Genomic DNA, 14,054 nt, shown 5'->3' with positions numbered 1-14,054 from the left:
CATACCTTTAGAAGACGAGTACAAGCCTATGTCCGTATCGCTGAAATCCCTGATAGGCCGACTGACGCCGACCGCGCGCCAGGCCATCGAGCAGGCCGCCAGCCGCGCGCTGGCCCGCACCCACTTCGAGATCGAGATCGAGCATGCGCTGCTGGCGATGTTCGATCAGGACGACAACGCCGCGCTGGCGGCCTTGCGCGCGCTGGGCGCCGATCTGGCCCGCGTCGAGCGCGAGCTGGACGCCGCGCTGGACAATTTCCGCAGCGGCAACACCCGCAATCCGGTGTTGTCGTCCTGGCTGCCCAAGTGGCTGGAGAAGGCCTGGTTGCTGGCCAGCGCCGAGCATGGCCAGGACAATGTCTCCACGCTGGACCTGCTGCTGGCGCTGTGGCAGGACGACGCCTTGCGCGGGGCGCTGCAATCCGGCGCGCCGGCGCTGGCGCGCCAGGATGCCGGCAGGCTGCAGGGCGCTTACGCGGCGCTGCGCCAGCACGGCGGCGAAACGGGCAACGGCGGCGCGCAGCCTGAGGCGGCGGATGACGCGGATGCCGGCGAGCAGCCGGCCGCGCCGCAAGGCAAGCGCGGCAGCCCGGCGCTGGACAAGTACACCATCGATCTGACCGCGCAGGCGCGCGCCGGCAAGATCGACCCCATCCTGGGCCGCGACGTCGAAATCCGCCAGATGATAGACATCCTGATGCGCCGCCGGCAGAACAACCCCATCCTCACCGGCGAGCCCGGCGTGGGCAAGACCGCGGTGGTGGAAGGCCTGGCGCGCAAGATCGTGCTGGGCGAAGTGCCGCCGGTGCTGGCCGGCGTGACGTTGCGCACGCTGGACCTGGGCCTGCTGCAGGCCGGCGCCAGCGTCAAGGGCGAGTTCGAGAACCGCCTGCGCCAGGTGATAGACGAGGTCAAGGCCAGCCCGGTGCCGATCATTCTGTTCATCGACGAGGCGCACACCCTGATCGGCGCCGGCGGCGCGGCCGGCCAGAACGACGCGGCCAATCTGCTGAAGCCGGCGCTGGCGCGCGGCGAGCTGCGCACCATCGCGGCGACGACCTGGGCCGAATACAAGAAATACTTCGAGAAGGACGCCGCGCTGGCGCGCCGCTTCCAGGTGGTGAAGGTGGAAGAGCCGGCGCCGGAGATCGCCGTGCAGATGGTGCGCGGCCTGACCGGCGCGATGGCCGGCCACCACCAGGTGGAAATCCTCAACGAGGCGGTGGCAGCCGCCGTGCATCTGTCCAGCCGCTACATCGCCGGCCGCCAACTGCCGGACAAGGCCATCAGCGTGCTCGACACCGCCTGCGCCCGCGTCGCGCTGTCGCGCGCCGGCAAGCCCGGCCCGATCGAGGACGTGTCGGTGCTGATCGAAAACATCGACCGCGAAACCGCGGCGCTGGAGCGCGAAGAAGGCCACGCCGAGCGCATCGCCGAGCTGCAGGCGCGGCGCGCCGAGCTGGAACAGGACCTGGCCGCGCTGCACCAGGCCTGGGAGGCGCAGCAGAAGCTGATCGCCGAGATCGACGCATTGAAGGCGGCCCAGGACGAAGCCAAGCCGGCCAAGGGCAAGAAGATCAGCCCGCTGCAGGCCAAGCGCAAGGAATTGCGCGAGCTGCAAAAGCACCAGCCGCTGGCTTTCGAATGCGTGGACGAGAGCGTGATCGCCGACGTGATTTCCGGCTGGACCGGCATCCCGCTGGGCCGCATGGTCAGCAACGAGCTGGAGCAGGTGCAGAAGCTGGCCCAGCTGCTGGGCGAGAGGGTGATCGGCCAGGACCACGCGCTGGAGCAGATCGCCGAGCGGGTGCAGATCGCCAAGGCCGGCCTGGAGGACCCGGGCAAGCCCAAGGGCGTGTTCATGCTGGTGGGCCCGTCCGGCGTCGGCAAGACCGAAACCGCGCTGGCGCTGGCCGAGGCGCTGTACGGCGGCGAGCGCAACCTGATCACCATCAATATGTCCGAATACCAGGAAGCGCACAGCGTGTCCGGGCTGAAGGGCTCGCCGCCGGGCTATGTCGGTTACGGCGAGGGCGGCGTGCTGACCGAGGCGGTGCGCCGCAAGCCGTATTCGGTGGTGCTGCTGGACGAGGTGGAGAAGGCCCACCCTGACGTGCTGGAGCTGTTCTTCCAGGTGTTCGACAAGGGCGTGCTGGAGGATAGCGAAGGCCGCGAGGTGGACTTCAAGAACACCATCATCCTGCTGACTTCCAACGCCGGCACCGATCTGGTGATGCGCGCCTGCGAGCACGGCGTGACGGTGGAGGATGTCAACCGCGACCCGACGGCGGAAGACCTGGTGGAAATCCTGCGGCCGACGCTGCAGAAGGCGTTCAAGCCGGCTTTCCTCGGCCGCCTGACCATCGTTCCTTATTTCCCTATCGGCGACGAGGTGCTGCGCGCCATCGTCGGCCTGAAGCTGGAGAAGATCCGCCAGCGCATCGCCGACAACCACGGCGCGCAGGTCGAGTTCCCGGCCGATCTGGCCGAGCAGATGGCGTCGCGCTGCCTGGATGTGGACAGCGGCGCGCGCAACGCCGACGCCATCCTCACCCGCACGCTGCTGGCGCAGATTTCCAACGACCTGCTGGCGCGGATGGCAAGCGGCCGTGCGGTGAAGAAAATCGCCGTCTCGCTGAAGGGCGAGCAGGTGAAAGTGCGCTTGAGCTAAGGAGTTATCCACATGTGGAGAATGTTGGGCCTGTTCGGCGGCATCACCCTGGGTTGGTGGGCTTTGCTGTGGCTGGTGCTGCCGGTGAGCTGGCAGCGCATCAGCCCGTCCGCCATCCTGATGCTGCACCTGGCGCCGCCGATGCTGCTCAGCGTCGGCATCAAGCTGTGGGCGCATCTGAAGGAAACGCGGGCCAAGGCCGAAGCGCTGCGGCAGGAGGAGGCGGCGCAGAGCGAGCGCGACGGCAAGCGCGCAGCGGCGCGCGCCCAGCATGAGGCGGCGCTGCGGGAGCGCCAGCGCGCGGTGAGTTGCCGCTGGCTGTGGGCCGCCGCGGTGCCGGCCAAGGACGAGCCGGCCTGGCTGGCCGAGACCGCCGACGGCAGCTACTGGCTGGCGCTGGCCAAGGACGAGGTGGAGCCGGGCGAAGCGCTGGACGCGCTGGAGCCCCATCTGGCCGAGCTGCTGGCCAGCCTATACGCCGAAGCGCCGGGCGCGGCCTGGCTGCCGTTATACCTGGAAGCGATGCCGCTGGTGCCCGGCGTGGAGCAGCTGAACCGGGTCAAGGCCTTGAAGCAGGCCGCGGTGGCCGACGCGCTGGGGGCCGATTGCCATGTCGCCGGCGATTGCCGCTTCCTGCCGGGCAGCGGGCCGATCGCCGACCGGGTGCTGCAGGCATTGCAGCAAGATCCGGAGCTGCCGGGCCTGTTGGTGCTGGCCGCCGACGCGCCGCTGGCGCAGCGCGACGATGACGAGGATTGGGGCGATGTCGACCCAGCCTTGCAGGCGCACCGCCGTTGGCATGGCGAGCCGGGCATGGCGGCGGTGGCGATGCTGTTCCTGCGCGATGGCCTGCCGCTGCCGCAGGAGATGCGGCAGGACGAGGGCGCCGACCCCTACCAGCCGTATTGGGAGAAGGAGTTTTCCGGACCGGCGGCGGGCTGGGGCGCGGTGCCGGCCAGCCGCCAGGCCAGCCTGGCGCAGTTGCCGCTGCTGGCGGTGATGGCGCAGTCCAGCTCGGCCGACCTGTCGCAGGACCGGGCGCTGCAACTGGCGCGCCAGCTGCAGCCGGTGCTGGACAACGCGCTGGTCAATGCCGGTTTGCTGGACTATCCGTTCAGCCCGGAAGAGGCCAAGCCGGATGGTGGCCAGGCCGCCACCCTGGCCTGGCTGTGCCACAACAGCGGGCAGATCGACGTCGGCGGTGTCAGGCTGGCGGCCATCGCCACCGCGTTGTCGCGGCACGAGGTGGAGCTGCACCCGATAGACGAGGCCAGCAACGTGGTGCGCGAATGGGGCGACGCCGGCGCGGCGACGCCGATGCTGCTGGCGGCCGTGGCTGCCAGCCACTGCGCGCGCCTGCAGGCGCCGGCCGTCCTTACCCAGTTTCAACACGACAGGGTGTCGCTGGCGCTGGCCAGGCCGCCCCTGGAGGAGGTTAGCGAATGAAAGCGGCAATCCGTTTGGGCGACCCCACCGACCACGGCGGCAAGGTGGTGAGCGCCGCCTCGTCCACCACGCTGTTAGGCAAGCAGGTGGCTTGCGTCGGCGACTCCGTCAGCTGCCCGCAGCAGGGCCACGTCAACTGCACCATCGTCGAAGGCGACGGCGGCTGGCTGGTGGGCGGCAAGGCGGTGGCGCTGGATGGCCACAAGGTCAGCTGCGGCGCCACCCTGATTTCCACCCTGCCGCAAGTCAGCAAGGGCTAGCCGGCATTGGGGCGCAGCCCCGCATAACAAAGACAGAGTCATGGAACACGAAATCGAACACTTGCTGCAGCCGATAGGCGGCGGCGCTCCGGCCGGCGAAGACCTGGCCTATTCCGCCACTTTCGACCAGATCCGCGAAGCGCGCCGCAGCGACGATCCGTCGCTGTCGCAGGGCGACTGGGAGCAGACGCTGAAAACGGCGGAATGGCCGCTGGCGATCCGGCTGTGCGAAGACGCGCTGCGGAACAAGAGCAAGGATCTGCAACTGGTGGCCTGGTACGCCGAGGCGCAGGTGCAGGCCAACGGCGTGGCCGGCCTGGCGCGCGGCCTGGCGCTGGCCGCCGGCTGGCTGGAACGCTATTGGGAAAACGGTTTTCCGGAGCTGGACCCGCAGGATCTGGACGAACGGGTGGCCAAGCTGGAGTGGCTGAACCAGCAGCTGGGCGGCGCGCTGCGCAATGTGCCGTTGATCAAGCCGGAGTTCGGCGCCTACAGCTGGAACCAGTGGCAGCAGTCGCGCGAGGTGGAAAACCTGGGCTTGAAGGACAGCTACGCCCGCGAGGCCGCCATCGCCGAAGGCAAACTCAGCGGCGAGGTGTTTGAAAAGGCCGCCACCCAGTCCGGCCACGGCTGGTTTCAGGCCAAGGCCGAGGAGCTGGTCAGCGCGCTGACCGCCTACGAGGCGCTGGACGCCCAGGTGGATCTGCGCTTCGGCGCCGCCGCGCCCAGCCTGGCCGACATCCGCAACGCCATCTACGCCTGCCAGGACCTGGTGCTGCGCTATCGCCAGCAGTTTGCCGTCAACAAGCCGGCCGCGGCTCCGCAGCCGCAGCCCGCCGCAGAGGAAAGCCGAACCGTGAGCCACGCCGCCCCCAGCCCGGTGTACACCGCCGCCCCCGCCAGCGCGTTTGATGGCCAGATCCGCAGCCGCGACGAAGCCGTGCGCATGCTGGGCGAGGTGGCGCGCTATTTCCGCCACAACGAGCCGCACAGCCCGGTTTCGCTGCTGGCGGAGCGCGCCGCGCGCTGGGCCGAGATGAGCCTGGAAGAGTGGCTGCAGCATGTGGTGAAGGACAGCGGCACGCTCAGCCAGCTGCAGGAGCTGCTGGACGTGCGCCAGGACCAGGACTAAGCCGTCAGGCTGGTCCGCGCAGCCCGGCCCGCCCCGTTGATCACGGCGCGGGCTTTTCTTGCGCCGCCGCGCCCCGCTCAGGCGGCCGGCGCCGATAGCCGGGACGAGGGGCGAGCCAGGTAGAACCATTCCTGGCCGACCGGCGCGCCGGGGCTGGGAAACACGATGCGGCCAGGGGCTTGGGCGCGCACCGGGCTGCCGTCGGCGCGCCAGCCTATCAATTCGTCCCGCTCCACCGGGTCGAAGCTGGCCCAGGCGCGGGCGAAGCGGTCGCCGTCGTCCAGCTTGTCCACCACCTCGTATAGGCTCAGCCATTCTTGCGCCCGCGGGGGCGGCGGCGCGGCGTCGCGCATGCCCAGGTGCGCCAGGGTGTCGAGAATGGCCTGATAGGCGATCTGCGGCGCGGCCGGGTCGGCGTGCTGGCCGCATTCCAGCGTCAGCGCCCAGCCGCCTTGCGAGCGCATGTATTCGGTGGTGCCCACGCCATAGCGCGGGTCGGCCCCCAGCGCGGCCAACTGCGGGTCGCCGGCCGGCGCCTGGCGGCGGCGCGCCACGCCCAGCGCGTAGGTGGCCAGCCAGCCGTCCACGGCGCGGCCCACGCCCAGCCGGCGCGCCAGCGCCTCTTCCTTGGCGGCGTGGACAAAGGGCTCCAGCTCGCCGGCGTTGTCGCGCGGCCCGAGAAACACGAAGGGTTGGCCGGGGGATTGGAAGGAATGCAGGTCGAGCAGCGCGTCGTGCTCGGCCAGCAACGGGCACAGCCAGTTGGCGACATGGTCCTCGTAGTCCTGCGGCGAGGCTGCCGGGGCGAGGTTGCGGTTCAGATTGCGCTCGCCGCCGCGCCGGCCCAGCTGGTAAGCCAGCGGGTTGGCCACCGGCACCAGGGTCAGCCGGCCGGCGGCAAGCGACAACGCGCCTTGCTCCAGCTCCGCCATCACGCGGCGGATGGCTTGGGCGCCGCAGGTTTCATCGCCATGCACCGCGCCGGTGACGATCAGCCGCGGCCCCGACCGCAACGCTTGGTAGCGGTGGCTGGCGAAGCCAGGCGGCCAGGCCGGGTTCATTTCAGCCATACATCCTCGAAATCGAATGAGCCATTCGGATTCATGATGAAGCCCTGCACATTGGCGCGCAACGGGATATAGATGCGCGAATGGGCGATGGTGATCCACGGCCGCTCGCGTTTGAAGATGTCCTGCGCCTGCAGATAGTACTGCGCGCGTTTTTTCTGGTCGGTGGTCTGGCGGCCTTGTTGCAGCAGGCGGTCGAACTCGGCGTTGCAGAAGCGCTGGCCGCCCTTGCTGACGCTGCAGGACAGGCTGTTCCACAGGAAGTCGTCCGGGTCGCCGGAGTTGCTCGTCAGGCCGGACATGTAGACGTCGTGTTCGCCGGCGCCGGCGCGTTTCAGGTATTCGCCCCATTCATAGGACTGGATATTGGCCTTGACGCCTATCCTGGCCCAGTCCTGCTGGATCATCTGCGCCATCAGCTTGCCGTTGGGATTGGTGGGGCGCTGCACCGGCAAGGCCCACAGGTTGACGGTGAAACCGTTGGGGTAGCCGGCCTGGGCCAGCAGCGCGCGCGCCTTGGCCGGGTCGTACTCGTTGCGGGTGCGCGGGTTCCAGCTCCAGGTGGACGGCGGGAAGGGATTCACCGCCTGGGTGGCGCCGCCCTTGGGGAACAGCGCCTTGAACAGCGCGTCGCGGTTGATGGCGATGTCCAGCGCCACCCGCACCTCGCGCTTGGCGAATTGCGGCCGCTTCAGGTTGTAGGCGAGGTAGGAGATGTTGCTGGCGCCGGTGGAGGCGATCTTGACGTTTTTGTCGGAGGACAGCGCGTCGAGGTCGGACTCGCGCACCGCGGCGGCCACCTGGCATTCGCCGGCCTTCAGCTTTTGGATGCGCACCTGCGGGTCGGCGACGATGGCGAAGATCAGGTCGCGGGTTTTCTGCGGTTTGCCCCAGTACTGCGGATTGGCCTCATAGCGGATGATGGAATCCTTGGCGTAGCTCTTGAAGCGGTAGGGGCCGGTGCCTATCGGCAGCTGGTTGATCTGTTGCGGCTTGCCGGCTTTCAGCAGCTGCTCGGCGTATTCGGCCGACTGCATGCCGGCGAAACCCATCGCGAAGAAGGTGAGGAAGGTGGCGTTGCGCTCCTTCAGCCGGATTCGCACGGTGCGGGCATCGACTTTCTGCACCGACTCTATCAGCTTGGACAGGCCGTAGCCGTCCGGCCCGGTCAACGGCGTTTTGAACGCCTGGTTGAACGGCAGGTCGGGGCGGATCCAGCGGCTGATGGTGAACACCGCATCGTCGGCGGTGAAGTCGCGGCTGGGGGTGAAATAGGCGGTCTGGTGGAACTTGACGCCGCGGCGCAGTCTGAAGGTGTAGTTCAGCCCGTCCGGCGACACGGTCCAGCTTTCGGCGAGGCCGGGGCGCAGCGCCACGCCGCCGCGCTGGAACTCGAACAGGCCCTGGAATACCGGCTTGGTGATGTTGTAGGTGGTGGCGCTGTCCCACAGCGCGGGGTCGAAGCCTTCCGGCGAGGCCTCGGCGCAGAAGACCAGCGGTTTGGCCGCCGATGCCGCCGCGGGCAGCGCGCCGGCCAGCAGCGCCGCCAGACACAGGGTTTTGAGGAGGGGGGGCAGGGTCATTTCCGCTTCCTGTTCAGGTTTCGCTTGCCGCGGATTATCATGATTTTGGCCTGCGGGTTTGCGCCCGGCATGGCTTGACGGCGCATCCGCATCGAATGCGCATGGAATTATCGCATACTACGCAATCGGGTTCGACTGGCGGGAGCGGAGGAAAATGACGGAAACGATGGCGATGGAAGCGCTGGCGGCGCATCCGGAATATGTGTCGATTGCCGGCATCGACGGTTTGAGCCTGGACCTGCGTTATGCCGGCAGCGACAACTTCGTGGGGCGCGATCTCTACGGCGGGACGGCCTGCGCGCTGTTGCACCGCCGCGCCGCCGGCAAGCTGGCCGCAGCCGCGCGCGAACTGCGGCGCCGGCTTCCCGGCCATAGGCTGCGCATTTTCGATGCCTTGCGCCCCGGGCGGGTGCAGCGCGTGCTGTGGGAGATCGTCAAGGACACGCCGCAACGCATTTACGTCGCCGATCCGGCGCGCGGCTCCATCCACAGCTTCGGCATGGCGGTGGATCTGAGCATCGAGGACGGCGAGGGGCGCGAGCTGGACATGGGCACCGGTTTCGACGATTTCACCGAGCTGGCGCAGCCGCAGCGCGAAGCCGAAATGCGGGCGGCCGGCCGCCTGAGCGAGGCGCAGCTGGCCAACCGCCTGCTGCTGCGCGGCTGCATGGAGGCCGCCGGCTTCCGCGCCATCGCCACCGAGTGGTGGCATTTCGAAGCGGACGACCGCGACTGGGTGCGCGCCCACATGCGGCTGATCGAGTGAGCGCGGGGAGATTTCGCCTTGACCCTGCCTTGGCGTAGGTAGGATAATTCCCAGTTTGATCAAACGCTTATGCGTCGCAGCGTGTCCGGCCAGGCCGCGCGTTTTGCCGCTGCGAAGAATTGGTTTTCCCGGATGAATCAAACGCTTGCCACCCGCCGCGCGTTGCCGCCGCGGCGTCTGTCCGTCGCTCCGATGCTGGATGGGATGGACTGGTTTTTAATCCGTTGAATTTTTTGGGAAATTATTAGAAGAAGCTTTTTTTCTGCATCAATGGTTGTGGATAACCGTTGTATCGCTGGTTGGTCGAGCATTGACCAGTGAGCCGACTCAGCGAAAAGTGGCCCCCCAAGAGCTGTTGGTAGTTCACATGAAGAATCCGACTGGAGTGCTATATAGCAGCCACCCAACGTACTACTCCTAACTACGTTAAGGTTTGAGATGAATACGTTCAAATCAACTACAGGAAAAGAAATCCCATTCGCATCATCAGAGGGGCAGTTGAAGATCGAGCACCTTCTACAAAGCCGGCGTGATGTGTGGAAAATCATTCCGACGTATCCTTACCTCGCTATTGACTGGGAGCGTGTGCAGTCGGAAATGCCTTCTCTAAAGACTTTTGTAGTGTTTTCTGAAGGGCAACTGTTGCAGAACATGCGAACCCAAGATCTAGGGGCTCGGATATTGGGTATGTTGGTTGGAGGGGGGGCGAACGCTGGCTTCGGGACGAACAGCAATGCATTCGTACGCGGCAAGGCCAACGCGAAGGCATGGCATCTCCACAACTGGAACCCCCTTCTATACATTGGAGCAAGCCCTTGGATTGCGGCAGGAACACATTTCATCATGGTGGATGACGATAGTATCTTTCAACACGAGTTTGCCGAACTGATCACTGTGAATGCTTACTCTCGTCCCCAGTCTGCACACTTCGACTTCACGGCACTGTGCGACCTGAGGGACGAGTACAATACGAAGTACCTCAACAATCGATCAGCGAGCGAGGCGGAACTGCACGCACTGGCCTTGTCACTGGACCGCGCGTTTCGAGAGAACAGTCGCGTACTCGCAGAGGCTGAGACACTCCACAATCGCTTATCAGTAGGTATGACATCGGTCGACTACGATGCTCCGACCCTCACAAAATACGACCGGCTCATCCATAACGCGGGAGGGGTGCCGCAGGTGGAAATCGCTTACGCCTTGCTTCACTACGAACGGGCGATAAAGGACTTCAACAGCCTGAAAGCGAGCCATGCTGCCGGAAATGTGGACGATGCGCTGTCATTGGGAATTAACTGTGTAGTGTCAGCAGCAGCTTGTGTAGAGGCTATTGCGAATCGCTTGGTTTATGAAGCTACCGGTATGCATCCCGATCGCAGAGACAAGCGCGAGCCCGTGTCTAAAATTAACGATGCTGGAGCCGCGTTAGCGATGTTGGATGGCAACTCCTTCAGTCCCTTGACGAGAGGTACACCTGTCTTCAGCTCATTGGATGAAATCCGCATTTTACGCAACGCATTCATGCACGCTAAAGAGCAGGAGACAGACATAGATCCCACCACGTCCACCTCCGAGATGCTCAACAAGGTAGATGAGGCTAACTGCCGGCGCTTTCTGGCTAGCGTTCGGGAATGTGCCGACAAAGTGTATTCTCAGCTTCCCAAGCTCACTCCACCCATTGTCATAATGAGAAATGTGACTTGGATGGGTGACTTGGAAGTGCCTTGAGAGATGCGATCGAGCAAATGAACCCTCATGTTGTGAACGCGACGTAGGTAGTTGCTGAAAGCATCGGAACTGCAGTTTGGCGAGCACTCGATCGCTGATCTTGTCGAGAGAAATGCGGTGCTTGCGTATGAGGTTTTCCAGCATGGCCACTGCATTCTCCTTCTCGCCGCCTATTCCCTACTGAGCGAGCTTGGAAATTCTCCTCTTCCTGCGTATTTGAGATTCATGGGGTGAACTCATGCTGCGTTTCCTTTCGGCTGGCTGCGGCTCCATGTGCTGGTTGCGGCTGCTCGCTGTTTGTCGATGTAGTCGGCCAGGTCGCTGATGTGGACCAGCCGCGGCGCTTTCTGGCTGTCGTTCATGCGGAACGTGGGGAAAGGTAGACGGTTGAGGCTGGCCATCTCCTGGGCCTTTTTGGTGGTGAGGTTCAGGTAGTCAGCGCACACTTTGTCCAGCGGAACCGCTGGCGATTCGTAGCGCGCCATCAGCAAAAAAATGGTATTCACGGCGTTTCCAGATTGAGCATGCCCTGATCCTGCGTACCTGGTGCAATCAGGTCGCAAGCTTGGGCGATGATGGTTTGATGGTTTGGCGCGTCGGTGAGGAGCATTGACACGCCATCAGGGAAAGCAAAGCCGCCATTGCGGCGGCGTGTTACCGGCTGGCCGGCGAGGTGTGGCCAGTCGCCAGCGGCGCCAATGACGAAAATCGTGTCAAACGGCAGCGCGCGGGCATCCTGGGCAGCGGCGGCCAGTTGCTCGCTGGTGCCGGGCGTCATGCGGGTGGGTGGCTGTGCATCACTCCGTCCAGCTGCAGCATGCTGGCGGTATGGTTGTATACGAAGACACACGGGTATGTTTTCGATGGGGATATGCGAAGCCCGCGGCGCTTGGCGAATTCGTCCAGTTCGTTCAATCGAATGCCGGCGACGATGGCCTTGATGTGCGCGCACGGTTCCGGCAACGAGGTCAGATACACGTTTTCTCGTTCGACGACTGAGTGCGGGTGGTTGTTGATGTCGTGGAGCAGCTCTACGAACTCGGCGCAGTCGCGTTTGATCTGCTCTTGCGCGTCGTGTATCGCGCCGGCCCGGCTGGTGATGGTGGCGAGGATGTCCATCATGCCCCCCTGATCTGGCGGCAGCGGCGGCCGCGCTGCGGTGGGTGGCTGGAGTGGATGACGCCATGTGCCAGGGTTGCCATGGTGGAGTTGCACAGCAGGACAAGCAGAGTCATAACCATTTCATTTTCTCCAATAGGTGGCGGTGGCATTGGCGTGGTAGACGCGTTCGGTGCGCAGCGCGCCAATCATCATCAGGCGGGCGATGTCGTTGCGGGTTTGATCCTGTTTGGGGTTGCCCGCCAGCGCATGCAATTCCACAAATTTGTATTTCTGCCGCGGCTCCATCCGGTCGAGCAGGGCCGCTTGTCGCTCGGACATTTGGCCGCGCAGCGGGTCGGCGGCCTGGCATGCGGCCAGCTGCTTGGCGAGGCCAGCCAGCGGCCGGAAGTTATGGGCGGGCATCGCGCGCCCTTTCAAACTCTTCGCTGAGCTGGTCCAGTGAAACGGGTTTGCTGTCTAGCTTCACGGCGTCAAGGGGGTCCCTGAACTCGTACCACTCTTCTTTAATGGTCAGAATTTGGCCGTCGCCCATGTCGATCACATCATCATGTTTCATGTTCGCGGCGCTGCATGCTTCGCCGTAGGCATTCAGGCCGGAGGTGATTCTTTCGCGGGCGGCCTCTTTGGTCTTTTGCAGCTGGCGTTCTGCGGCCAGGACGTCAGTCAATGCATTGCGGACGGTTTGCAGGTTGGTCGTGATGGGGTTTTGCGCGCTCATGCGGTGATGCCCTCCTGATTAGTGGCCCTGGCCACGCTGTCGATGATCTGGTTCCAAACTCGCAGAATGCGGAAGCCCGGCATGCCGGCAAATTGGGGATGCGCCATGGCCTCCTCGTAGGTCAGGCCGCGCTCTTTCATTTCGGCCAGGTCGCGGCCGGTGGTGGCGGGATCGTGGCGCGGCATGGTGACGATGCCGAAGATTTGCGGGGCGAACTCTTGATAGATGGCCGACTCTTCAAAGGTCTTGCCGTGCTTGATGACGGGGCCGAAATGCTCATTCAGCCAGACCACTGCGGGGGCGTTTACCAGGCGCATCATGGTCGCCAGTCCGGCGGATGTGTCCGTCAGCTCGTCGCCGCCGGCGACGATGATGTGCAGCAGTACGCGCACGCCGTTCATGGCCAGGAATTCGATAGCGCCGGATGTGGCCAGGTAGTGCATCAGCGGCAAAAATCCATTGCTGCCCACGTCGATGACTGCATCTATGTCGCGTTCAATCAGGTGGACCATCAGCGTGTCGAAGTTGCGCGGATTGATTTGCATGCCTTCGTCCAGCAGTTCAATGGCGACGGCGTTGAGGTCGCGGGTCCGGCTGAGGGTGCGGTTCACCGCGTCGGTGTCGTAGGCGGTGATCCTGCCTTTCAGGTGGCGCAGTGCTTGTGCCAGGTCGGCAGCGGCTTTGCTTTTGCCGACGCCACCCTTGCCTTGGGTGACGATGTGGGCGGTTCGGGTGTAGGTGTTCATCATGGTTTCCTTACCAGTTTGGCGGGTTGTCTCGGGTTTGCAGCCATAGCTCGGTGGTGCTGGCGGGGTGGCTGCTTGCTGGGGAAGGTGTTGTGCTATGCGCTGGCGCTGGCTGGGGCCGCGGCTGCGCGGGGGCTTGGGGTGTCTCATGCTGTGCCTTTCTCTGCTGGCGGCGTGCGCGGTATAGCGCGTTGCGCAGCTCGTCGAGCGTCATGTGAATCCCCGCGTTGGCCAGGGCGTTCACAATGTCGCTTTGGGTTATCCCTCGCTGCATCGCGCTTTCGATGTCTGGCAGTAGTTGCCGGATACGGCCCGCCTTGCTTTCGGTTGAGGATTGCGGTCGCAGGCTGCTGAGCTGCTGCCGCGCCTGCTCATTGCTTGCTGTTGTGTTGCTCATTTGGCGCTAACGTCCTGCTCATGGCTTGCTCATGTGTTGCTCATGAGCAGTGCGGGCAAAAAAATCAGCCAGGCGGGTTTGCGGCTGGCTGGTGGGGGGGGGTGGGTCGGGTTTAGCTCCACCCGTTGACAGTGTCTGCGCGTTGGTGCATTCGCTCGGCGCGGTCGTTGAGGCGTTGCCGGGTGCGGTTCTGGCGCGCGGCCATTTCAGGCGGCAGCGTCGGGGTGACGATGGCGCGCATCTGCTGGTCGCGGCGGTGCATCTGTTGTGTGATGTGTTGTCGCAAGCTCATGGGTTTCTCCTGTATGTGCATCCGACAGCGCCCGGCGTGGGCGCTCTTGGATGCAGCCCGCGATGACGGTTTCAGAGGGCGCGCAGACTGGTTGATCTGTGCGGCCATCGCGGGCGGCAGGGCTGT

15 protein-coding genes are annotated in these 14,054 nt (G+C 64.8%); 6 read left to right on the top strand and 9 right to left on the bottom strand.

Going from position 1 to position 14,054, the window contains the following annotated elements; genetic code table 11:
• Positions 1–28: 28 nt before the first annotated feature.
• From tssH to tssA, 4 genes are read left to right on the top strand one after another with little or no spacing between them, the layout of a single operon-like run.
• Positions 29–2,671, top strand: coding sequence for a type VI secretion system ATPase TssH (tssH, locus tag U6115_RS20410; protein WP_047236376.1), 2,643 nt, complete (start codon positions 29–31; stop codon positions 2,669–2,671).
• A 12-nt stretch (positions 2,672–2,683) separates the two neighbouring features.
• Positions 2,684–4,117: a hypothetical protein gene (locus U6115_RS20405; protein WP_059184243.1), complete on the top strand. Its 1,434-nt coding sequence runs from the start codon at positions 2,684–2,686 to the stop codon at positions 4,115–4,117.
• The gene (locus U6115_RS20400) at positions 4,114–4,377 is read left to right on the top strand and encodes a PAAR domain-containing protein (protein WP_059184242.1); all 264 of its coding nucleotides are present in this window, start codon (positions 4,114–4,116) and stop codon (positions 4,375–4,377) included. Before U6115_RS20405 ends, U6115_RS20400 begins: the two co-directional genes overlap by 4 nt.
• Before the next feature lie 40 nt (positions 4,378–4,417).
• Positions 4,418–5,509 carry a type VI secretion system protein TssA gene (gene tssA / locus U6115_RS20395; protein WP_047258038.1) on the top strand — a complete coding sequence of 364 codons (1,092 nt, stop codon included), beginning with the start codon at positions 4,418–4,420 and terminating at the stop codon, positions 5,507–5,509.
• A gap of 77 nt (positions 5,510–5,586) precedes the next feature.
• Here tssA and U6115_RS20390 read toward each other — a convergent pair whose 3' ends face one another.
• Entirely contained in the window at positions 5,587–6,579 is a 993-nt protein-coding gene (locus U6115_RS20390) for a M14 family metallopeptidase (protein ID WP_231882432.1), read from the bottom strand.
• Positions 6,567–8,159, bottom strand: coding sequence for an ABC transporter substrate-binding protein (locus tag U6115_RS20385; protein ID WP_059184224.1), 1,593 nt, complete (start codon positions 8,157–8,159; stop codon positions 6,567–6,569). Before U6115_RS20385 ends, U6115_RS20390 begins: the two co-directional genes overlap by 13 nt.
• Before the next feature lie 154 nt (positions 8,160–8,313).
• Here U6115_RS20385 and U6115_RS20380 point away from each other — a divergent pair, with 154 nt between their 5' ends.
• Together U6115_RS20380 and U6115_RS20375 are read left to right on the top strand one after the other, a co-directional pair.
• Positions 8,314–8,925, top strand: coding sequence for a M15 family metallopeptidase (locus tag U6115_RS20380; RefSeq protein ID WP_047249334.1), 612 nt, complete (start codon positions 8,314–8,316; stop codon positions 8,923–8,925).
• Between the two features lie 438 nt (positions 8,926–9,363).
• On the top strand, positions 9,364–10,653 hold the full coding sequence (locus U6115_RS20375; protein ID WP_146008433.1) for a hypothetical protein: 1,290 nt from the start codon (positions 9,364–9,366) through the stop codon (positions 10,651–10,653).
• Between the two features lie 236 nt (positions 10,654–10,889).
• Here U6115_RS20375 and U6115_RS20370 read toward each other — a convergent pair whose 3' ends face one another.
• The 7 genes from U6115_RS20370 to U6115_RS20340 form a co-directional block, all read right to left on the bottom strand.
• On the bottom strand, positions 10,890–11,159 hold the full coding sequence (locus U6115_RS20370) for a pyocin activator PrtN family protein (protein WP_059184221.1): 270 nt from the start codon (positions 11,157–11,159) through the stop codon (positions 10,890–10,892).
• Positions 11,156–11,431: a hypothetical protein gene (locus U6115_RS20365; protein ID WP_047258045.1), complete on the bottom strand. Its 276-nt coding sequence runs from the start codon at positions 11,429–11,431 to the stop codon at positions 11,156–11,158. The genes U6115_RS20370 and U6115_RS20365 overlap by 4 nt, the downstream gene beginning before the upstream one ends.
• Positions 11,428–11,775, bottom strand: a complete 348-nt coding sequence (locus U6115_RS20360) for a hypothetical protein (protein ID WP_059184220.1) — start codon at positions 11,773–11,775, stop codon at positions 11,428–11,430. The genes U6115_RS20365 and U6115_RS20360 overlap by 4 nt, the downstream gene beginning before the upstream one ends.
• 120 nt (positions 11,776–11,895) lie before the next feature.
• Complete coding sequence (locus tag U6115_RS20355) at positions 11,896–12,177, bottom strand: hypothetical protein (RefSeq protein ID WP_059184219.1); 282 nt, start codon at positions 12,175–12,177, stop codon at positions 11,896–11,898.
• Positions 12,164–12,493, bottom strand: coding sequence for a hypothetical protein (locus tag U6115_RS20350; protein WP_059184218.1), 330 nt, complete (start codon positions 12,491–12,493; stop codon positions 12,164–12,166). The genes U6115_RS20355 and U6115_RS20350 overlap by 14 nt, the downstream gene beginning before the upstream one ends.
• Positions 12,490–13,242 carry a nucleotide-binding protein gene (locus U6115_RS20345; RefSeq protein ID WP_193603934.1) on the bottom strand — a complete coding sequence of 251 codons (753 nt, stop codon included), beginning with the start codon at positions 13,240–13,242 and terminating at the stop codon, positions 12,490–12,492. The genes U6115_RS20350 and U6115_RS20345 overlap by 4 nt, the downstream gene beginning before the upstream one ends.
• Positions 13,243–13,748: 506 nt before the next feature.
• Positions 13,749–13,928 (bottom strand): hypothetical protein, encoded by a 180-nt coding sequence (locus U6115_RS20340; protein ID WP_043581370.1) that lies wholly within the window; start codon positions 13,926–13,928, stop codon positions 13,749–13,751.
• Positions 13,929–14,054: the final 126 nt, after the last annotated feature.

Origin of the sequence: Chromobacterium subtsugae (assembly GCF_035919665.1) — a bacterium.
GTDB classification, from domain to species: Bacteria; Pseudomonadota; Gammaproteobacteria; order Burkholderiales; family Chromobacteriaceae; genus Chromobacterium; species Chromobacterium subtsugae.
Note: the sequence above shows the minus strand (reverse complement) of the source record. Positions and strands in the feature narration are given on the sequence as shown.